At 45.6% G+C, this 19,976-nt stretch carries 18 protein-coding genes; 10 read left to right on the plus strand and 8 right to left on the minus strand.

From position 1 onward, the window contains the following. Positions 1-2: 2 nt before the first annotated feature. The 3 genes from OA79_RS09305 to OA79_RS09315 form a co-directional block, all read right to left on the minus strand. Complete coding sequence (locus OA79_RS09305) at positions 3-758, minus strand: 5'-nucleotidase, lipoprotein e(P4) family (protein WP_063332955.1); 756 nt, start codon at positions 756-758, stop codon at positions 3-5. A gap of 243 nt (positions 759-1,001) precedes the next feature. After that, positions 1,002-1,559 carry an HdeD family acid-resistance protein gene (locus tag OA79_RS09310; RefSeq protein WP_063332956.1) on the minus strand — a complete coding sequence of 186 codons (558 nt, stop codon included), beginning with the start codon at positions 1,557-1,559 and terminating at the stop codon, positions 1,002-1,004. Between the two features lie 163 nt (positions 1,560-1,722). Then, positions 1,723-2,580 carry a LysR substrate-binding domain-containing protein gene (locus OA79_RS09315; RefSeq protein WP_063332957.1) on the minus strand — a complete coding sequence of 286 codons (858 nt, stop codon included), beginning with the start codon at positions 2,578-2,580 and terminating at the stop codon, positions 1,723-1,725. Positions 2,581-2,703: 123 nt separating this feature from the next. Here OA79_RS09315 and OA79_RS09320 point away from each other — a divergent pair, with 123 nt between their 5' ends. The 5 genes from OA79_RS09320 (at position 2,704) to OA79_RS09340 (ending at position 9,629) form a co-directional block, all read left to right on the plus strand. Beyond that, the gene (locus OA79_RS09320; RefSeq protein WP_063332958.1) at positions 2,704-3,618 is read left to right on the plus strand and encodes a DMT family transporter; all 915 of its coding nucleotides are present in this window, start codon (positions 2,704-2,706) and stop codon (positions 3,616-3,618) included. 349 nt (positions 3,619-3,967) lie between these two features. Further along, entirely contained in the window at positions 3,968-4,852 is an 885-nt protein-coding gene (locus OA79_RS09325) for a helix-turn-helix transcriptional regulator (RefSeq protein ID WP_063332959.1), read from the plus strand. Between the two features lie 202 nt (positions 4,853-5,054). Then, the gene (locus OA79_RS09330; protein ID WP_063332960.1) at positions 5,055-6,317 is read left to right on the plus strand and encodes an MFS transporter; all 1,263 of its coding nucleotides are present in this window, start codon (positions 5,055-5,057) and stop codon (positions 6,315-6,317) included. Positions 6,318-6,344: 27 nt separating this feature from the next. Beyond that, complete coding sequence (locus OA79_RS09335) at positions 6,345-8,384, plus strand: TonB-dependent receptor (RefSeq protein WP_063332961.1); 2,040 nt, start codon at positions 6,345-6,347, stop codon at positions 8,382-8,384. Positions 8,385-8,480: 96 nt separating this feature from the next. Then, positions 8,481-9,629, plus strand: a complete 1,149-nt coding sequence (locus OA79_RS09340; protein ID WP_063332962.1) for a siderophore-interacting protein — start codon at positions 8,481-8,483, stop codon at positions 9,627-9,629. Positions 9,630-9,671: 42 nt separating this feature from the next. Here OA79_RS09340 and OA79_RS09345 read toward each other — a convergent pair whose 3' ends face one another. Both OA79_RS09345 and OA79_RS09350 read right to left on the minus strand, forming a co-directional pair. Further along, positions 9,672-9,986 carry a helix-turn-helix transcriptional regulator gene (locus OA79_RS09345; RefSeq protein WP_063332963.1) on the minus strand — a complete coding sequence of 105 codons (315 nt, stop codon included), beginning with the start codon at positions 9,984-9,986 and terminating at the stop codon, positions 9,672-9,674. A 154-nt stretch (positions 9,987-10,140) separates the two neighbouring features. Continuing rightward, complete coding sequence (locus tag OA79_RS09350; RefSeq protein WP_063332964.1) at positions 10,141-10,482, minus strand: zinc ribbon domain-containing protein YjdM; 342 nt, start codon at positions 10,480-10,482, stop codon at positions 10,141-10,143. Between the two features lie 175 nt (positions 10,483-10,657). Here OA79_RS09350 and OA79_RS09355 point away from each other — a divergent pair, with 175 nt between their 5' ends. Genes OA79_RS09355 through OA79_RS09365 form a run of 3 tightly spaced genes read left to right on the plus strand, consistent with a single transcriptional unit; the run spans position 10,658 to position 15,046 of the window. Then, complete coding sequence (locus OA79_RS09355; protein ID WP_063332965.1) at positions 10,658-11,977, plus strand: DASH family cryptochrome; 1,320 nt, start codon at positions 10,658-10,660, stop codon at positions 11,975-11,977. After that, the gene (locus tag OA79_RS09360) at positions 11,913-13,499 is read left to right on the plus strand and encodes a cryptochrome/deoxyribodipyrimidine photo-lyase family protein (RefSeq protein WP_231908842.1); all 1,587 of its coding nucleotides are present in this window, start codon (positions 11,913-11,915) and stop codon (positions 13,497-13,499) included. The genes OA79_RS09355 and OA79_RS09360 overlap by 65 nt, the downstream gene beginning before the upstream one ends. Beyond that, positions 13,496-15,046, plus strand: coding sequence for a cryptochrome/photolyase family protein (locus tag OA79_RS09365; RefSeq protein WP_063332966.1), 1,551 nt, complete (start codon positions 13,496-13,498; stop codon positions 15,044-15,046). Before OA79_RS09360 ends, OA79_RS09365 begins: the two co-directional genes overlap by 4 nt. Positions 15,047-15,083: 37 nt before the next feature. Here the strand turns inward: OA79_RS09365 and OA79_RS09370 are convergent, their stop codons facing one another. From OA79_RS09370 to sstT, 3 genes are all read right to left on the minus strand, one after another. Further along, the gene (locus OA79_RS09370; protein WP_063332967.1) at positions 15,084-15,602 is read right to left on the minus strand and encodes a glycine cleavage system protein R; all 519 of its coding nucleotides are present in this window, start codon (positions 15,600-15,602) and stop codon (positions 15,084-15,086) included. Positions 15,603-15,676: 74 nt separating this feature from the next. After that, entirely contained in the window at positions 15,677-16,906 is a 1,230-nt protein-coding gene (locus OA79_RS09375; RefSeq protein ID WP_063332980.1) for an MFS transporter, read from the minus strand. Positions 16,907-17,014: 108 nt separating this feature from the next. Then, complete coding sequence (gene sstT, locus OA79_RS09380; protein ID WP_063332968.1) at positions 17,015-18,235, minus strand: serine/threonine transporter SstT; 1,221 nt, start codon at positions 18,233-18,235, stop codon at positions 17,015-17,017. A 229-nt stretch (positions 18,236-18,464) separates the two neighbouring features. Between sstT and OA79_RS09385 the strand changes: the two genes are divergently transcribed. After that, entirely contained in the window at positions 18,465-19,103 is a 639-nt protein-coding gene (locus tag OA79_RS09385; protein ID WP_063332969.1) for an NAD(P)H-dependent oxidoreductase, read from the plus strand. Between the two features lie 187 nt (positions 19,104-19,290). Beyond that, a complete protein-coding gene (locus OA79_RS09390) occupies positions 19,291-19,830 on the plus strand; it encodes a DUF3750 domain-containing protein (RefSeq protein ID WP_082825433.1) in 540 nt (179 codons plus the stop codon). Positions 19,831-19,976: the final 146 nt, after the last annotated feature.

The following is a 19,976-nucleotide window of genomic DNA, read 5'->3' on the forward strand; positions in this document are numbered from 1 at the left end:
CGTTATTTTGCGGCTTTTTCATCCCACGCTTTTAGCGTTGATTTAGACCAAGAACCGTACGAAGCATTTGGCATAACGATCCAGTCGTTACCAAAATGCGCCGCTTCTTTGGCAACTAGACCGCGCTGATACTCTGTCGATTCTTTGTTTTTAAATTCAGCAGCAAAATCATGCAGGCTGTCACCAATTAACATAATAATATCGTGGTTTTTACGGGCAATCTCACGGCGAGACTCTTTCGACTCGGTATAAAGCAACACATTGTCACTGCTTACTTGAGCAACATTCAGCTTTTTCAGTGTCTTAAGTGTGTCGGCTTTGTTCTCTTGGAAACGATCCGAGATATAATAGATTTTCACGCCTTGCTGCGTGACAAAATCGATAAAATCTTTTGCACCTGGAATCAAGGTCGGTTCGCCTTTTTTCTCCCAATCGCTCCAAGTATCCCAAGACGTGTAATCGTGGCAATTATTTACATCACGAACTAATAATGGCGTGTTATCTATCACAGTTTCATCCAAATCCAACACCACAGCCGGTTTTTTATCAGAATGATGATTCGCTAAAATCTGTATAAAACGCTGCGTCGCAAACTGATACGCTTGCAACTGCAACGCCATCACTTCAGCAGACTGTTGCTGATAACGCAGTGCCATATTGTATTCCTTTGGCTTACAGACATTGTCTTGATCCGCTGCAAGTACAGCACTGCTCAATAAAGGTAACGCAACGAGTAAAGAAGTAATGATTTTTTTCATAAAACGAATATCTCCTTGATGTTTAAGGCGACATAAAATGACATGTTTTTTATTAAACGCCAATTTAATTACAGCTCAAACATTTTTAATCAATTCTTCACCGTTTCATCGCGATTGCTAAATACTACTAATGAATCGACAATAACAAATAGATAGATTGGATAATCAGTTGATGGAAACTTGAAATAAAAGCAGCGGCCTACAGCTTGAAACGCCGCGCTTTTATACTAATTAGCAAGTTATTTAACGATACGCTCTCACTAATGCCAATAGACCAAAACCGTTGATGATCAGATTAACACCGACGATGACGCTTAAAAAGATCGGGGCGGCTTTCGGTAAATCCCACAGCATAAGTAAGGCAATGGCGAGAGATAAGATCGCCGACACCGCAACCATGGTGCGATAGCTGCCGGTTAGCTTCCCTGTGAAGAGGCGAATGAGTTTAATCGCGCCATCCACACCAAAAATGATTGCCATGATTAAACCTAAACTGATCACACCGCTTAGAGGGTTGGTTAACAGAATAAAGGCAATGAGGGCAAAGATGAGTCCACTCACCACATCATAGGTAAAACCGCGCCATTGACGCATAAAAAAAGCATGAGCAAAGCTGGCCACGGCGGCAATAAACAATGTCCAACCTAGGATCTTTTCGATTCCTAAGGCAAACGTCGTTGGCGCGAGTAAAGCATAAAAGCCCAATACTATAAAAACACCTGCGATGATTTTCAGCATGGTTTGATGTTTCTGAATCGCTTGCTTAAGCAGTTCACTTGGCGAATAAAAATCGACTGACATGACAAATTCCTTCTTCCGTTTAGACATCAATGAATTAAGTTGACTAAAATTCAGTCTAACAAGTCACCTAGATGATGACCATGTGAGGCCATGCAGGAATAGTTGAAACTTTATGAATCAATTTAGACTTGCTTTCATCGTTTTCCTTTAACACACCACCTTGTTACGATTTTTTCTGGCTCGTTGCCAGCACAACAAAGGCACTAATGGCACTGGTGGGGTTATCTTTACGTGCGACTAAATAGGTCGTGGCTTTAGCAATATCTTCATCCACATGACGATAGGCTAAACCATCCGTTTTATGCAATGCGAGTAAAGACTTAGGCACCATACCAATGCCCATACCTGCAATCACACAACCAAGCATTGTGTAATGACTGGGGATTTCAATTACCCGCTCACAAGTACGAGCTTGTCGTTTCAACCATTTTTCCAAGCGATGACGATAGGAGCACCCCTTGTTGTAACCCACCATGGTTAATACATTGGGCAATTCTTCGACGACTGACCAAGCCTCAGGCATGATTAAAACCAACTCTTCTTCATAGCAAGGATGGCAGATTAATCGCGGATCATCGGGAGGGTCAGACACCATGGCAAGATCCAACTCACCATCCAACACTTTTTCGACCAATGGCATGGACGCAGCCGTCATTAACTCAATCTGAACTTGTGGGTAAGTCGTGTGGTAATCCGTTAATAAGCTCGGCAAACGCGACGCCGCACTGCTTTCCATAGAGCCTAAACGAAATAGCCCTGATGGTTCTTGGTGCGTCAATTCGGCAATCGCTTGCTTTTGCAACTGTAGTATTTTATCTGTGTAGTCCAACAATCTAAGACCGGCAGAGGTCACAGAAAGACGATTGTGTTCACGTAAGAATAACCCCACATTCAGTTCCGCTTCCAATTTTTTCAGCCGCGCCGTGACGTTAGACGGCACACGATGCAGTGCTTCAGCAGCACGAGTGACCCCTTTATGCTCCACCACCGCTTTGAACACAATTAGATCTGAAATCTCCACACGACACCTCTTTTCATTAGATCCTATTCACTTAAAGTGAATGTTATTTTCTTTATTATTCATTATTAATGAACAATAACATAGTCTAGACTGATTAAAAGATAAACAAAATAAGGCATCCACATGAGCAACACACGCACGCCCCCTTTATCGATTGCAGGCATTGGCTATGCACTCACCGCGGTCGCAATTTGGACGGGCTTTATCTTGGTTTCGAAAGCGGGTTCACTAGCGGCACTGGCATTACCCGATATGATGATGGTTCGGTTCGGTACCGCATTTATCTTATTTTCCCCTTTCATTTGGCAACATCGTCATACTATTTTTCAATGGCGTATGTTGGCATTAGGCTGCATTGGTGGACTCGCGTACGCGTTGTCCGTATTCAATGGTTTTGACCATGCGCCCGCCACCCATGCGGCATTATTGCTACCTGGCCTAATGCCTATCATGATTGCCGTATTTGCGTACTTTCTGGCAAATGAACGCCATGGGAATGCCGCTTGGTTTGGCATATTACTCAGCAGCCTAGGCATTGTCGCACTCATATCAGAAACCCTAATGACCGGAGCCCCTTATTGGATTGGCGATGTGAGCTTTATCCTTGCGTGCATATTCTGGGGCATTTTTACCGTGTTATTACGCCGATGGGAATTTGCGCCATGGCAAGCGACACTCGGCATTATTGCGGTGACAACTTGTTTATTCACCCCAATTTATGGCTTCTTTCTACCACACCAGATCACTCAAGCCTCTTGGGAAATGATTGGCCTACAAGCATTTTATCAAGGAGTGATGGCCACGACGGTGCAAATGGTGTGTTATGGTCGAGCAGTGCACTTAATCGGCGCCACCAGAATGGGCAGTCTGATGGCATTAGTACCCGTATTTGCTAGTGCCTTAGCAGTCCCCTTATTTGGAGAAAATTGGACCATAGGGCTAAGCATTGCTTTGACGTGTATTTTGCTAGGCACCTTGGTTGGGAATGCCCCAATCCATTTACTACGCCGTAAATTTAGCCGTAAATATATTGTTTAATACATTTAAAAGGTGCAGGAAGGAAGATTGCCAACCTGTAATAAAAACGGAAAGGGGATACCAACATCCCCTACAATTCCATGGCTATTGACTAGATAAAGCCTAGCAAAGATTCAGTTTCCGTGTGTCCCGCCATAATGCAATCAACACCGCCTTCGTTTTCACCTAGAAAGAGACCCCGTCTAGCGTTTAACTCCTAAAAAAACGCAACAACAGCGCATACCATCCGCCCTCTTAACCAGAACAAAAGATTATCGAAAATAACCTTCGCAATTGATAATGATTATTAATAATATAAACATTATCTGTTGTTAGTCTTGCTAACACGACTTTTTGTAGGAGAAACAACGTGTCTTTTCATTCTGTTGAGCAAATTGCGACGTTTGAACAATTTAATTTAGATTTCGATCCATCAAGTTGGGTGCGGACGGTTAACCACCATTTTGATGAAGAGACTTCCATTGTGAATGTTCACCAACCCGGCCTGTATATTTCTATGATTGGTAAGTGCCAGTGCCAAACATTAAACAAAGGCATGGACAGACAAAAAGACTACAGTCATAACTACATGGTAGCGTTAGTGGACGAATCATGCCCTTCCTATATGAACTTTCCAAGCGACAGTAACTGGCAAACCTTTTCCATCCATTTGTCCCTGGAGCACCTAGGAAAAAGAAGCATCCTGCCCGAATTAACAACCAATGTGCCGCACAATGTTCCTCAGGTACGCTTGGCAGAAGCTGGCCCGATTCCGGTGGACATACTGCAATGTTGCGAAGTGGTTTGGAATTGCGAGTTACAAGGATTTGAACGAGAACTCTTTATTAAAGCCAAAGCGCAAGAAGTGCTGGCCTTGTTTCTTCATCAACATCGTCTAAAAAGCCAAGCCACTCAGAACACACGTATCGACCAATTAAATCATGCTTTAAACCACATACAGATGAACCTACAGTTGGACTGGCCATTGTCCGCTGTGGCACGCCTCGCAGGCAGTAATCGTACTTATGTCAAGCAAGACATCAAACAACTACTGGGCATGAGCTTTCGCGACTGGTTACGTAAAACCCGTATCGAAACGGCTCAAAAACGACTCGCTAACAGCCAACCCATCACCGACATTGCTCACGATGTCGGCTTCAAAAGCCAAGCACACTTTGCCACCTTATTTAAAAGCGAAGTGGGTGTTACCCCAAGTGAATATCGCCAAGCGCTGTGCATACGACATTCAGCCTAAGCTTTTTTCCGTTTTCAAAAGTGACATGTCTGCTTTCGAAAGAATGCTTTGCTTTTCCTCGATAGACTTTCTAAAACGTCTTAGTTGGCTTGTCTCTTTCCCATAGAAGTTTACTTCGACTGTTAATTCCTTATGCAAACGCCATCTATGTCGCACCCTTGCGTCTTGATGATTTGCATAAGATGACCATTAGGATTCATTCATGAAAAACCGCCATCACCCTTGGTTCATGTTAGCCAGCACTTATGTGACGCAATATATAGGCGTCGCCTTTATCCTTTCTGCGGCCGTTGTGATCTTGCGCCAGCAGGGCGCTGAACTGGATCAGTTGGCGCTCTTAAACCTCGCCGTATTGCCGCTTGCAGGTAAAGTCTTCTATGCCCCGATAATTGACAAATTTCACGTAAACTTACGATATATATGCTTAGTAAACCTACAAGGTAGATACAGAAGTTGGCTCATACTCGCGCAAGGATCCATGGCATTATTGCTTGTATTAGCGGGCGCGTTAGACTTCGAAACCCAATTTAGCGGGATATTACTGGTATTGGCTTGTTATGTTTTCTTCATGAGCATACAAGACGTGTCGATTGATGGACTCTCTTGCAAATTATTTGATGCAGACACCCGTAAGTTCGCTAACAGTGTGCAGTTTTCAGGAAATCTACTCGGTAACATCATTGGCGGTGGTGTGATTCTCATGCTTTACCCTTGGCTAGGGTGGCAAGGCTCTTTATGGTTGTTGGCTGGATTGACCACCATCTCCCTTGTGCAAATGCTGTTCTTTAAAGAGCCAGACCAAGCGGCGGAACCGACACAACAAAACGAAAGCGGCCAACACCTTTTTAAAGACATTAAAGCGTTCATTCTAAAACACAGACGTTGGTTTCTACTATTGAGCTTGTACCCAATTGGCTCAACCTGTGGATTCGCACTACTCAACCCGCTTCTTGTCGATCTAGGCTGGCCACTCGATGAGATTGGCTTCGTGATGAAAATTTACGGCTCTATCGTTGGGCTCTTTTCAGCGCTGCTTGCGACACCACTGATTAATAAAATTGGCCGCGTAAATGCTCTGGTGGCGGTGACGTTTATACAATTCACTTCTCTGATATTTGTGCTGTGCCTAACATTAGGCGTCACTAGTAAAATCATGGTTTATGCTGCCATTACCTTACATTTCATCAGTTTTCCGGCGATGTTGGTGGTGTCTTCCACCATCATGATGGACAAAGCCGCACTCACGCTAAGAAAAGCCACCTTCTTCACGCTTCAGTTTAGCGTGGCATCACTACTTGGCTTCGCTTATTCCGCAGCCAGTCTGGCCTTAGCAAAACAGCTGCAATACAGCGGTGTTGTGGCTGGCGGAGCGGTCATCACACTACTCGTCGCCTGCATTATTCGTCCGTTACTAAAAGACAGTCTCATGCAGGCCTCTTCGCCATACAGTCATACCACTCGTTAGCCATATTTCATAAAAGGAAAACATTCAATGTCGAATAAGATACAAATGTCTCTTCACAGCCCTTACAAGCTCACCTTGATCGCCGTATCGGTTATTAGCGCCATGATGATTCAGCCTACCTTTGCGGCTGAAGTGGATCTCGACACCATAGTCATCACAGGCGAAAAGATAGACAAGAGCTTGAAAGATACCATCACAGCGGTCACGGTTATAACCTCTGATGAACTTGAAACAGGCGAAACAAAACAAGCCAAAGACATCGCGACACAAGCACCCAACGTCATTCCTGGCTCCTTTGGTAACATTAACGTTCGAGGTATTTCTGGTGGTGGCGCCGCAACCGGTGGTTTGGCGTTGATCACTGGCTCTCGTGCTCGAGTGGCCACCGTGGTTGACGGTACGCCTCAAGACTGGTCAGGGTACAATTTTTCGCCTATCGGTTTATGGGATGCTCAACAAGTGGAAGTGTTACGTGGACCACAATCCACAACACAAGGGGCTAGTGCAATTGCAGGCGCTCTTGTTATCAATACCAATGATCCAACCTTTGAAAGTGAAGCGGCGGTCCAAGCGGGTGTAGAAAGCTACAAAAATGGCAACCTAAAATACAATGTGGCGGCCATGTCTTCTGGAGCCCTCATTGAAGATGAATTGGCGTATCGTATCGCCATCGATGAAACCAAAGGAGAAGGTTGGCTGAACTATGATACCAATGGCTATGATGACACGCCGAACTTAAGCGAATCAGAGAGCCTTAATATTCGAGGCAAACTCCTCTGGCAACCTGCTAGTATTCCAGAGCTCTCCGCCAAATTGACCGTCAACCATCATAAAAACGACGGTGAACACATCCGCTTCGCCAGTAATACAGAAGAAGGCATTGATAGCCAAACGCTTACCTTGGACAGCGGAACCATTTCTCGCCAACAAGATTCAACGGACCAATCTATTGCACTGGATGTGGATTACCAGATCCGTAGCGGCCTAACCAACTCACTTCACATCAGCCATAGTAATTCAGATTTATACGCCGATGGCTATTCGGTAGCCACAGTCACCAACACATATGACATCCAACAAGATACTAGCTCGCTAGAAAACCGCATTATTTTTAATAACCAACAATCTGATTGGTCTGGTGTATTAGGACTTTATGCTTCTAACAAAGATTCTGTGATTGATGCCACACAAGGCGTGAACATTGATACCAGCTACACGACGAATACCACGGCAGCCTATGGCGAAACAAGTTATGCCTTATCCAAACTAACTCAAGTCAGCCTAGGATTACGCATCGAGCGTGAAGACGTTGATAAAACAGGTTCTTTCAATGGGGGCAGCGACGTAAACCAAGACCTAGACCAAACTCACTACCTGCCTAAGATCGGCCTTACTCATGCCATTTCTGACACCACCACACTTGGGGCAAGCATTCGCAAAGGCTATAGCCCTTCTGGTACTGGTATTAATACATCAACAAATGAAGCTTATGAATTCGACAGTGAAGCCGTGACAGCCTTCGAGATCAGCAGTAAGAGCCTCTTTGCCAACGGCACTCGATTAAACGCTAACCTTTTCTATAATGACTACACGGACTATCAAGCCGCAAGTGGTTTTACCGTCGTCAATGTTGATGCGGCCCATACTTATGGCTTCGAACTGGAAACCAGCACTTGGTTGACGAACAACTTTGAATTACGTGGCTCCGTTGGTTTATTGCGCTCCGAGATCGATAAAAATGATAGCAATGAAGGCAATCAGTTATCCGGTGCACCAGAAACCAACATTGGCTTAGGCTTCACACAATACCTGGGTGACAATTGGTCATTCGGTGCCGATGCAAATTATGTTAGCCAATATTACTCCTCTCTTGATAACAGTGACGCCAATGAAGCAGGCAATCACACTCTTCTTGATGCTCGTGCTCAATATCTTTTAGGGGATTTGACCATAACAGGCTATGTTAAAAATCTCACAAACGAAGACGTAGTGTATTACCGTGAAGGGACCATCGCGACCGTTGGACAAACTCGCACCATTGGTATCAGTGCTCTGTACCGTTTATAGTCCCCAACCGTTAATCACAACAACATAACTCACCATAGGGGCTTGCTTGCCCCTATGGTTATTTAAAGTATTCGCCACCAGCTCACCAGAGGTAACATGGAATCACGTTCCCCCATCCAAGACCTAGATCACAAACTCGACATCCTTGAGCACGTGAATCAAGATCACAGTGAAGAAGTATTGGCCATCGCCGAAAGCCATTTAAGCCGCTCATTCAAGATTGTATCGGCCAAGATTGTGGATCTCTTTGAAGAAGGGGTTTTGATTCAAGCTAGCACCTTAGAAGCAAAGCCATCAGAAGACAGTACGTCAGAGAGTCAGCAGGACATTTTTGCGCCGTTTGTCATCAACGGTAGCCTAGAAGATAAAATTTTATACCTTGCCTATGCCGCGATTGTAAAACAAGGCCGTGATTTTAGCGGTACGGGGAAACGCTTTTTTGAAGTCATCAATACGCAAAAGGTCACGCCAAACATCACTCGATTGACACTGCAATCTTCAACACCATTACCGGATTACTACCCAGGCCACGCCTTTGCTTTTGTGTTAAAAAGTTTGCAGAAGCAACCTGAGTTAGCGGCCTCATCTCAAGGTAAAAAATCTTGGCAGAAAAATCTATTTGACCGAGCCTTTATCTGGCTAATGAAACACCTCTCCACTAAGTATCGTCAAAAACTCCTAATGAGTGCCAATAAGGATGTACGTCTTTACACCCTGCGTAACGCTTGGCAATCAGAAGGGTCTAACTTTATCGATCAAGCGCACGTTGATGTTTTCACCCATGGCAACACGCCTGGCAGCCAGTGGGTAAAAAACCTTAGCAAAGGCGATATTATTTCCAGTCGCTCAGAAGCCAAAGACAAACACCCACATTTGCATCAAGGGCAAGCTTTACTCATCGCTGATGAGACAGCTTACCCAGCACTTGCCGGCCTTTTAGAGCAATGGCAAAACCCCATCGCGCCTTACATCATCCTACTCAGCGAGAAAGAAACGGAACAAGCGTATTTTAAGGTTACGGACTTGCCTGATGGTGCCCACATAGAACGCCTTGTTTGCGCCCCTCAACAACAAGGAGAAAAGGTGTTAGCGGCTCTGGATAACGTCACTGACATTGATGCCGTGTGGGGAGCATTTGAGTCTGACGCAGCGAAACAAGTTCGTCACTTTTTACGCAACGAGCGTCAAGTAATGGGAAGGAACAACCACACCAAAGCCTATTGGCGTTTAAACGCGAAACGCTAAACGAAATACAGGCAAAATGGATTAATCGCTCTCGTAGACGCATTAACTGGGTGTTTTGCCCACCAGTAAATAGCAAGCCACATGGGGTTCGATCGGTGCCAAACTGGATTTCACCCCAAAGGGTTCGAAAACTTTATTAATAATGGTTTGCGCAGGATGGCCTTTGTCTAACTCAATGTCTGTTAAGGTACGGCGGCTCACACCGACTTGATCGGCAAACTCACCTTGCGAGATCCCCAGAAACTGTTTGCGAAGATACTTCAGTAGCTGCCCTTGAGTCAGCTCCCCCAGCATGTGTTGCCTAAGCAGATCAATGAGCAAATTCTGTTTCTGTTCGTCTGTTAAAGTCGATTTCACATCAAGCCCCTAATGCGCAATATTATGCTCAAAATATAGCCTAGATTGATTAAATGAGAAAATAATTACTCATTTAATTCATCAGAAACAAAAAATGAGCATTATTATGCTCATTTTTTCGAGGCACGGCCTTCTCTGTTGATGTTCGGCGTGACTAAGCTGACGCTTTTTTCACAAACTGTGATTTCAACATCATGTCGCCTGCGCCATCCACTTTACAGTCAATGTCGTGATCGCCATCGACCAGGCGTTTGATCGTCGCCTTAGTACCAATTTTCAGCACTTGAGATGACCCTTTCACCTTCAAATCTTTTGCCAAGGTCACCTTATCGCCTTCTTGCAACAACTTGCCAGTGGCGTCTTTGATGATCAAAGCCTCTTCGTCCACTTCCACTTCATTTGGATTCCATTCATGGGCACATTCAGGACAGATCAACATGGCCTGATCTTCATAAACATACTCGGAATTACATTTAGGGCAATTTGGCAAACTCATACTTGTTACGACCTTACATTTGACATAATAAATTTCGCTGCATTATACCCCCATTTTTACTAAGGTTTTTATTTGTCAGTAAAAATTCCTTTTTTTATGTCCTTCTACTCCTTAAAAAGCAATCCAAACAACCTCTCTCTGCGTATCGAAATAACACGTTAGGTGAGGGTATGGGATGAAAATGGGATTGGTATGGTTCAGCAATGACTTACGTTGCGCTGACCAAAAAATGTTATGGCGAGCGGCGCAAGAAGTAGATCAGTTGGTTTGCCTTTTCTGTGATGCCCCAGAATACAAACGCCCTACACGCTATGCGACTCAAGGCATGTCTGCTCAGCGTCGTAGCTTTTTATTGCAAGGCTTGGACAATCTCACACTAGAATTGGAAGATTTAGGGCAAATGCTTTATGTCAGCCAATTGGATCCATTGAACAGTCTGACATTAATACTCAATGAACTGCCTATTTCTCACGTGTTTTTGAACCATGACAGTGGCTGGAACGAACAAGCCAGTCTCCGCCAGTTGGCTAAAAGCTTTTCTGATGTGCATTTTCACCTTGATCATGGCCAAACCTTATTTGAACCATGGCAATTCCCTTTTGCTGTTGCGGATTTGCCGGATAGCTTTTCCAAATTCCGACGTATCGTCGAAACCATGGACATTGCAGAGCCCATCCCTAAAGTTCGAGAGTTGCCGACCGCCGTGGCTTTTTCTCTGGCACAAATCACCCCTTGGCAAGCACAATCCATCTCTTCACAGGGGCCTTTTGTTGGTGGCGAAGACGCGGCGAAACAGCAATTAACCGACTACTTCACCACCGATTTACCCAAGCACTACAAAGACGTTCGTAATGCCTTATCTGGCTGGGAAAACTCCACCAAGTTTTCCGCCTGGTTAGCACAAGGTAGCCTTTCGCCCAGACAAATATTAGCGTCACTGCGCCAATACGAAACGGACCGAGGCGCCAACGAATCGACCTATTGGATTTTCTTTGAGCTTTTATGGCGTGAATACTTCCACTGGTATGCCGCATGCCATGGCAAAAGATTGTTTATGCCCAATGGTGTGGCTAAACAGGCGCCTAAGTTGTCCTATTATCCAGAACGCTTCCGTAAATGGTGCCAAGGCAACACGCCATATCCCATCGTCAATGCTTGCATGAAGCAACTCAATCAAACGGGCTTTATGAGTAATCGTGGCCGCCAACTGGTCGCCAGTTGTTTGATTTACGAACTGGGCGTGGACTGGCGTTACGGTGCGGCCTATTTCGAGCAACAGCTAGTGGACTATGACGTTGGCTCAAACTGGGGAAACTGGCAATACATTGCGGGGGTAGGCGCGGATCCTCGTGGTGGTCGCCGTTTTAACCTAGAAAAACAAACCACACAATACGACCCTGACGGCGTGTTTATTCGTCAATGGCAAGGTGATGAGTTTGATCACCTACTGGACTCTGTCGATGCGGCAGATTGGCCCCTCTACCCAACACTTTAGCCGTCTCATGACCCAAACTTCCTTACCAAACATGTCACAAACACCTGCTGTGGTTTGGTTTAAGCGTGATTTACGCTTAACCGACCATGAGCCTTTGCAACAAGCCATCAATAACCAACACCCTGTCATTTTGTTTTATGTGTTTGAACCCAGCCTAGTGGCCGACGAACATTACGATGAACGCCACTGGCGCTTTGTTTGGCAATCTCTAATGGACATGCAAACTCAATTAACCCCCTATCACATTAAGCTCTACATCGACTATCAAGAAGCGCTGCAAGCTTTGATTACCCTTCACCAAACCACGCAATTTCACACGTTATACAGCAGTAGTGAGATCGGTCTGGGCATTACGTTTGAACGCGATATTGCCATCAAAGAATGGTGCCAGCAGAAGCAGGTGACTTGGTATGAGTTCCCGACAGGTGCCGTGATTCGAGGTTTGAAAAACCGAGAAACTTGGGACAAAGCTTGGCAACAGATCATGCGACGACCTATTGCAGAAACAACACTAGAGCAAGCCACGTGGTACCAAATAACACCGCCCGACATTGATATCCCAGAGCCTTGGCAAACAAGTCAAAAAGGCATGCAGACGGGCGGCAGCACCCTTGCCTGGCAAACCCTCATCAGCTTCTATGAAGAACGAGGGCAATATTATTATTGCTCCTTATCCAGCCCGCTAACCAGCCGTTCCGCCTGCACTAGGCTTTCCCCCTATTTGGCATGGGGCAACATCAGTTTGCGAGAAGTATATCAAGACTTGTTAACTCGCTGGCATACCAAAGGCTGGCGACGTACCTTGATTGCCTTGAGTTCACGACTGCATTGGCATTGCCACTTTATGCAAAAGTTTGAAAGCGAATGCCGCATGGAATATCAGCCCGTGAATCAGGCTTTTCAGGCTTTTCCTTATCGCCAAGACGATCAGGTCGGGGGCGATTTTGAACGTTGGTATCTTGGCAATACTGGCTATCCAATGATCGATGCTTGTATGCGCGCATTGCACACGACTGGATACATCAACTTTCGTATGCGTGCCATGCTGGTGAGCTTTCTTTGTCACCACATGAATCTGGATTGGCGAATGGGCGTAAAGCCATTAGCGAGACTATTCCTCGACTTTGAACCCGGCATTCACTATCCACAGTTTCAAATGCAAGCCTCGGTGACAGGGACCAACACCATTCGCATTTATAACCCGGTTAAACAGTCACAAGACCAAGATCCAGACGGTGACTTTATTCGTCGCTGGGTGCCTGAATTGAGTCAGGTGCCCGCACCACTGATCCACACACCGTGGCAATTGTCCCCAATGGAACAAACACTTTATGAGTGCCAAATTGGTCACGACTACCCACAGCCTATACTCAACTTAGAAGAGGCGGCTAAATCCGCCCGTGATCGTCTTTGGGGCTTTCGAAAGCGACCTGAAGTACGCACAGAAAAACAGCGAATATTAGCCACTCATGTTCGTTCACCTAATAGTCAAGCCAAAAGCAAAAACAAGAGGTCTTCATGAGCCAATTTCATACCCTTCGTTTGGTATTGGGCGATCAGCTCAATACAAACCACTCTTGGTTTCAACAAACCGATTCTGGCGTGCTGTATCTAATCGCTGAACTGCACTCTGAAGCCCACTATGTAAAACACCATATTCAGAAGATCACGGCGTTCTTTTTGGCGATGAAACGCTTCGCTGATGCGTTGCAACAAGCGGGACACACAGTTTGTCATCTGACCTTAGACGACACCCAAGGGCTCAGTCTGACCGATCTACTCACCCAACAAGCAAAAACCGCAGGCGTGCAAAGCATCCAATTACAAAGACCGGATGAATACAGATTGCTCAGCCAGTTAGAACGCTTTCAAAACACCACCTCACTTAATGTGGAATGGTTTGATAGCGAGCACTTTTTGCTGCCTTTTGCGGAAATTCCCAAACATTTCAAAGCCAAGCACAGTGTCCGCATGGAGCATTTCTATCGAAAAATGCGCCAACGCTTTAACATTTTAATCACACCAGAGGGGCAACCAGAAGGCGGACAATGGAACTATGACGCGAATAATCGTAACAAGCTAAAAAAACAGGATTTAGCCGACATTCCACAACCTTTGTGTTTTCAACATCCTGTTGATGATATTGTGGCGCGCCTCCACCAGCATCAGATTCCTTCTATTGGACAAATTGGCTCGCACCTTAGTTGGCCAGTAACGCGGCGTGAAGCCCATCAATTGCTCGAGTATTTTTGCCAATACCTATTGCCTAACTTTGGCCGTTTTCAAGATGCCATGACAGATCAATCCGAGCATGCTTGGAGCCTGTATCATTCACGTCTGTCCTTTGCGCTCAACAGTAAATTGATTGCCCCCCATACTGTGATACAAGCGGCCATCACGCAGTTTCGCCAAAATCCTCAAATAGACTTATCGCAGATCGAAGGGTTTGTCAGGCAAATCCTCGGCTGGCGAGAATACGTACGCGGTATGTACTGGATAAACATGCCGGACTATCGTCAGCAAAATGCCCTCGATGCCCAGCGAGATTTGCCTGAGTATTTTTGGACAGGGGAGACCAAGATGAATTGTTTATCACAAGCCATTCATCAATCCCTAGAATTTGCCTACGCTCATCACATTCAACGCTTGATGGTGACAGGCAATTTTTGTCTTCTCACAGGCATTGAGCCACAGCAAGTGGACGATTGGTATTTGGGCATTTACATCGATGCCATCGAATGGGTGGAACTGCCCAATACACGCGGCATGAGTCAATTTGCAGATGGTGGTTGGATCGCGTCCAAACCTTACGCCGCGAGCGGTAGCTACATAAATAAAATGAGTGATTATTGCACCTCGTGCCATTACAAGGTGAAGGAAAAAACAGGCGAGCAAGCTTGCCCACTGAACAGCTTATATTGGCGTTTTATGGTCAAACACAGAGACAGGCTGAATAAAAACCCACGTATTGGCATGATATACGGCAATTGGGACAAGCAAACACCTGATCAACGACAGGCCGTATTAGACCGAGCGGATTGGTGTTTGCAAGAAATAAAATCTCTTTAAGAAATAGAATCTCTTTAATGAAGCATCAGGCTGTCTGTTAACCAAACTGATTAACAGACAGCTCTACCATTAGATCGCTGCTGATATTCTCTAAGGCCACTTCTAGCTCTGTTAACGGTAAGTTCGCTGGTACAGACAATACCATATCGGTCTTAAACAACATTTCCGAACTCATCGGTGCAGGTTCACAGCTTGTGGTTAACTCTTTCACATTGACCATCAAAGAGTGCAACACTTGCGATACTTCTTTAACAATGCCGGCTCGGTCATTGCCGACAACAGACAAGGACAATGTCGAGCCTTCTGCCGCTTTTGCAACGGCGGTTTCAACCGTCACATGAAGCCCTAAACTGACCAAACCTTGCAAGGCTTCGATTAGCCCTTGTTGTTCAGCAGGAGGGACCGAAACCGTTAAAATACCAGCAAATTTGTCCGCCAGATGAGCCATACGACTTTCCAACCAATTACCTTGATGACGGGCAATCACATCAGACAAACACTCAACGATACCCGGCTTATCTTCTCCAATAAAACTCAATACAAGATGTTGCGACATATTCGTCTCCATTGACTATGAATCAATTAAATAAAAGGCTTTCCTTAGCATAGGCGAAAGTCCTTGATTCGCCATTATTCAATGTGTTTAGTACCTTGTTGGCGATGAAAAAACCAAAAACCTAACAGGGCCGCTAAGGTACCTGAAAAACCACATAATAAAATCGACGCTCTTGCACCGTAATGATCGGCGATAAAACCAACAATGGGTGCGCCTAACGCCGTCCCGCCAATGGCAATGGCCAACACCACCGCCATGACACGACCACGATACGCTTTCTCCGTCGCCAACTGCATATAGGAAGCAGTAGAGGTAGTGAATAACTGTGTTCCCAACCCCAGTGCGATCAACATAATGGCAAACAACCAAAAGCTTGGACTCAACGCAACGGCAAAGCAACTCACCGCATAAAATGCTGCCACATACATCATAAAATGAAACGAGGGCGAAGATTTACGACTCGCTGTGACGATTGCTCCAGTAATGGATCCGATCGCCATCATGGACACAAGAAAACCATATTGGTCAGCCTGACCTTCAAACACATGCACCGTCATAGACGATAAGTACACTGGAAAGTTCATCCCAAAACAACAGATTAAAAACGACATGATGCAGATCACCGTCATTTCTCGGTGATGCCAAATGTATCGAAAACCATCTAAAAATTTGGCTAAATCTGGGCCTGAAGGTGCGTGTTCAGCCTCAACTTTTGGTAAACGATGCTTCAATAAATACAAGGCCGTTAACAAGGGTAAAAATGACACCACATTGATCATGAAAACCCAACCACTGCCCACCAAAGCGATCAAAATCCCCGCCACAGCGGGCCCGACTAAACGCGCACTATTGAAAGAAACCGCATTTAGACCAACCGCATTAGACAGCTCTTTTTCACTGACAATATCGGAAACAAAGGCATGGCGAGCGGGCGCATCAAATGCGGCGACGCAACCTAAGCCAAGCGCACAGAGACATACTTGCCAGAGTTCAACCTGTGCAGAAAGCACCAATACACCGAGAATAAGGGCCAGTATGGCCATTAGAGATTGCGTCACAAACAGCAATTTCCGACGGTCTACTCGATCTGCCGTCCAGCCCGTGATGGGCAATAAAAAGATTTGTGGCGCAAATTGCAGAAACACCACTAAGCCTACCGCCGCGGCATTTTTATCAGACAATTCTGAGATCACCAACCAATCTTGTGCCGTGCGCTGCAGCCAACCACCAATATTGGAAATGACAGCACCACTGAACCAAAGACGATAATTAGGATTGGCAAGGGATCGAAACGTATTGGGCAACTGGCTCTCCTGAGAAGGGTAAATCATCATTGATTGAAGACTAAGCAGAGCACATCCTACCGCACAAAAAAAGGGAGCTCATGCTCCCTTCGTCAACATCCTGAGAATTTACGCTTTATCTTCAGATAAACACGCCGCAGCCGTGAACAAGGCATCGGTAGAACTGTTCAAAGCCGTTTCCGCTGAATCTTGTAATACACCTATCACAAAGCCAACCGCCACCACTTGCATGGCCACTTCATTTGAAATATTAAACAAGCTACAGGCTAACGGAATCAGCAATAGAGAACCGCCTGCGACGCCAGAAGCACCACATGCGGAAACCGCCGCAATAATACTTAGTAATAATGCCGTGCCAAAATCCAATGGAATCTCTAAGGTATTCACCGCTGCTAGGGTCAAAACGGTAATGGTGATGGCCGCTCCCGCCATGTTGATGGTGGCACCAAGAGGAATCGAGACGGAATAGGTGTCTTCATCCAGCTCAAGGCGCTTACAAAGGGACATGTTCACAGGAATATTGGCCGCTGAACTGCGAGTGAAAAACGCTGTTATGCCACTCTCTTTTAGGCACTTAAAGACTAATGGGTAAGGGTTGCGACGAAGTTTCCAAAACACCAATAATGGATTGGTTACCAAGGCAATGAATAGCATCGCACCGACTAACACAGTCAACAAATGGCTGTAACCCAATAAAGCATCAAAACCCGTTTCGGCAATGGTATTGGCGACCAGACCAAAAATACCAAATGGCGCTAAGCGGATAATAACATTGACCAGCTTAGTAACACTGTCGGCGACTTCCTGTAGAAATTGTTTACTTGAGTCTGAGGCGTGACGTAATCCGAAGCCTAAGCCAATCGCCCAAGCCAGAATTCCCACATAGTTCCCCTGCATTAACGCATTGATGGGGTTGTCCACAACATTGAAGACCAAGGTTTGTAATACCTCGCCCAAACCTTGAGGTGCCGCCCGGCTCATGTCTGATGCAGAAAGCAATAATTGAGTTGGGAACAAAAAGCTGAACACGACCGCGGTCAGGGAAGCGACAAACGTGCCCAACACATAGAGAAACAATACAGGACGAATATGGGTATGTTGCGACTGTTTATGATTCGCAATGGCGGCCATCACTAAGATAAACACCAGAATTGGCGCAATGGCTTTCAGCGCTTTGACAAAAAAGTCACCCAACAATTGGCTTGAAAGAGCCAGATCGGGAGCAAACTGTCCCACAAGCACACCACACACTATGCCAACCGCAATTTGCAGTACCAAATTACCACTAAAGAAACGCTTCGCCAGCGTTGAAAATACATCAAATATCATCTGAGGGGGTCCACTGAATTTTTGAAGTGGGCACCTTACTGTATCGTGACAATTAAATGAACCATTTTAGGGCGTTTTGTTATAAAAATTGAGCAATGACAAGAAATGCCAGCGAAAAGGGTTGAGCCTCTTTTTGACGTCCTCACTTTGTTCATCATGAACATATTGAACTCCTTATAGAGAAGACCCATATAGAGAGGATCAAAACCATTTCCGTTAAGGACCTCTCATGTCAGATTTGCTAGAAAAATTGAACTGGCGCTATGCCACCAAAAAAATGAACTCAAACAAGGAAGTCGAGCAGGAAAAAGTTGACCGCATTTTAGAAGCGATTCGCCTTACCGCTACGTCAAGTGGGCTGCAACCTTATGAAGTCATTGTGGTGACTAACAAAGCATTACGTGAGAAAATCGTACCACATGCATGGAACCAAGCGCAGATTACGGATGGCTCTCATCTGTTGGTCTTTGCTGCATGGGACAATTACACCGAAGAACGCATTAATACGATGTTTGACCTAGTCAACGAAGAACGAGGCTTTACCAACGAAGGTTGGGAAAACTACCGTCAAATGTTGTTAAGCACATACCCGCCTCGTGATGCCGAAACCAATTACCAACACGCGGCACGCCAAGCTTACATCGGTTTAGGTACCGCTCTAATCGCCGCCGCAGAAGAAGGGGTCGACAGCACACCGATGGAAGGTTTCGACCCAGCAAAAGTGGATGACATTCTTGGCCTGACTGAACGCGGGTTGCGCTCTGTGATCTTGTTACCTTTAGGTTACCGTGCCGACGAAGGTGATTGGCTTAAAGATTTGAAAAAAGTACGTCGTGCCAAGCAAGACTTCATCACCGAGATGAATTAATTCTTTAGCTCATACGTCATAACAGCGCTTTATTGTGAAGCGAATGTTGCGCAACGCCGACCAATGAGTCGGCGTTTTTATGTTCATCTTTGCTACCAGTAGCACACATTATTAGAGCTTAGCGGAACTCTTTGCAGATCAAAGACTCTATTTTAAAGGGCAAAAAACGCCTACGAAGGAGATCATTATGATGAAGCGATTTGGTTTAGTACTACTGGCCAGTTTAGTCAGCGCGTGTTCCAGCGACGGCTGGCGTACAGCAAGTCGTGAGCCTGCTGGCATCGCGCCTTCTCCAGAAGTGCAAAAAAACGCTGTTATAGAAGTCTATGCGGCCGATGCATACAGTTGGCGAGGTTGGTTTGCTGTGCACACTTGGATTGCCACCAAAGCGGAAAATGCTGACCGTTATAAGGTGTACGAAGTGGTCGGCTGGCGACTTAATCGTGGCTTGCCCGCGCTCACGGAATACCAAACGCCCACACCGGACCGTTATTGGTTTGGCGCCAAACCCGAAAAACTCTTATCAATACAAGGCGAACAAGCTCAAGCGCTTATCCCACAAATCGCCCAAGCCGTAAAAGTCTATCCTTGGAAAAACGAATACAAAGTATTTCCTGGACCAAACAGCAATACCTTTCCGGCCTGGATTGGTCAGCAAGTGCCCGAACTTGGACTCAAACTGCCCTTTAGTGCCATCGGCAGTGGTTATGCGGACAATTCGCCATAAAAAAATGGACTCATTGGAGTAATGCTGTTCACTTAAGGGTTGAATTTAATTGAATAGCCTCAGAAAATCCGATTAAGCTTTCTTAATCGGATTTTTTTTGTGTCTATTCAACAGTTACTTCTCAGCATCGATGAGCTCCACTCATT

The sequence above is a fragment of the Marinomonas sp. TW1 genome, assembly GCF_001625355.1.
In the GTDB taxonomy this organism is placed as follows: Bacteria; Pseudomonadota; Gammaproteobacteria; order Pseudomonadales; family Marinomonadaceae; genus Marinomonas.

What these genes read in the sequence shown, in the direction of transcription:
- OA79_RS09305 (WP_063332955.1), bottom strand. Translation starts at nt 758, where the DNA reads ATGAAAAAAATCATTACTTCTTTACTCGTTGCGTTACCTTTATTGAGC.
- OA79_RS09310 (WP_063332956.1), bottom strand. Translation starts at nt 1,559, where the DNA reads ATGTCAGTCGATTTTTATTCGCCAAGTGAACTGCTTAAGCAAGCGATT.
- OA79_RS09320 (WP_063332958.1), top strand. Translation starts at nt 2,704, where the DNA reads ATGAGCAACACACGCACGCCCCCTTTATCGATTGCAGGCATTGGCTAT.
- OA79_RS09330 (WP_063332960.1), top strand. Translation starts at nt 5,055, where the DNA reads ATGAAAAACCGCCATCACCCTTGGTTCATGTTAGCCAGCACTTATGTG.
- OA79_RS09335 (WP_063332961.1), top strand. Translation starts at nt 6,345, where the DNA reads ATGTCGAATAAGATACAAATGTCTCTTCACAGCCCTTACAAGCTCACC.
- OA79_RS09340 (WP_063332962.1), top strand. Translation starts at nt 8,481, where the DNA reads ATGGAATCACGTTCCCCCATCCAAGACCTAGATCACAAACTCGACATC.
- OA79_RS09350 (WP_063332964.1), bottom strand. Translation starts at nt 10,482, where the DNA reads ATGAGTTTGCCAAATTGCCCTAAATGTAATTCCGAGTATGTTTATGAA.
- OA79_RS09355 (WP_063332965.1), top strand. Translation starts at nt 10,658, where the DNA reads ATGAAAATGGGATTGGTATGGTTCAGCAATGACTTACGTTGCGCTGAC.
- OA79_RS09360 (WP_231908842.1), top strand. Translation starts at nt 11,913, where the DNA reads ATGAGTTTGATCACCTACTGGACTCTGTCGATGCGGCAGATTGGCCCC.
- OA79_RS09365 (WP_063332966.1), top strand. Translation starts at nt 13,496, where the DNA reads ATGAGCCAATTTCATACCCTTCGTTTGGTATTGGGCGATCAGCTCAAT.
- OA79_RS09370 (WP_063332967.1), bottom strand. Translation starts at nt 15,602, where the DNA reads ATGTCGCAACATCTTGTATTGAGTTTTATTGGAGAAGATAAGCCGGGT.
- sstT (WP_063332968.1), bottom strand. Translation starts at nt 18,235, where the DNA reads ATGATATTTGATGTATTTTCAACGCTGGCGAAGCGTTTCTTTAGTGGT.
- OA79_RS09385 (WP_063332969.1), top strand. Translation starts at nt 18,465, where the DNA reads ATGTCAGATTTGCTAGAAAAATTGAACTGGCGCTATGCCACCAAAAAA.
- OA79_RS09390 (WP_082825433.1), top strand. Translation starts at nt 19,291, where the DNA reads ATGATGAAGCGATTTGGTTTAGTACTACTGGCCAGTTTAGTCAGCGCG.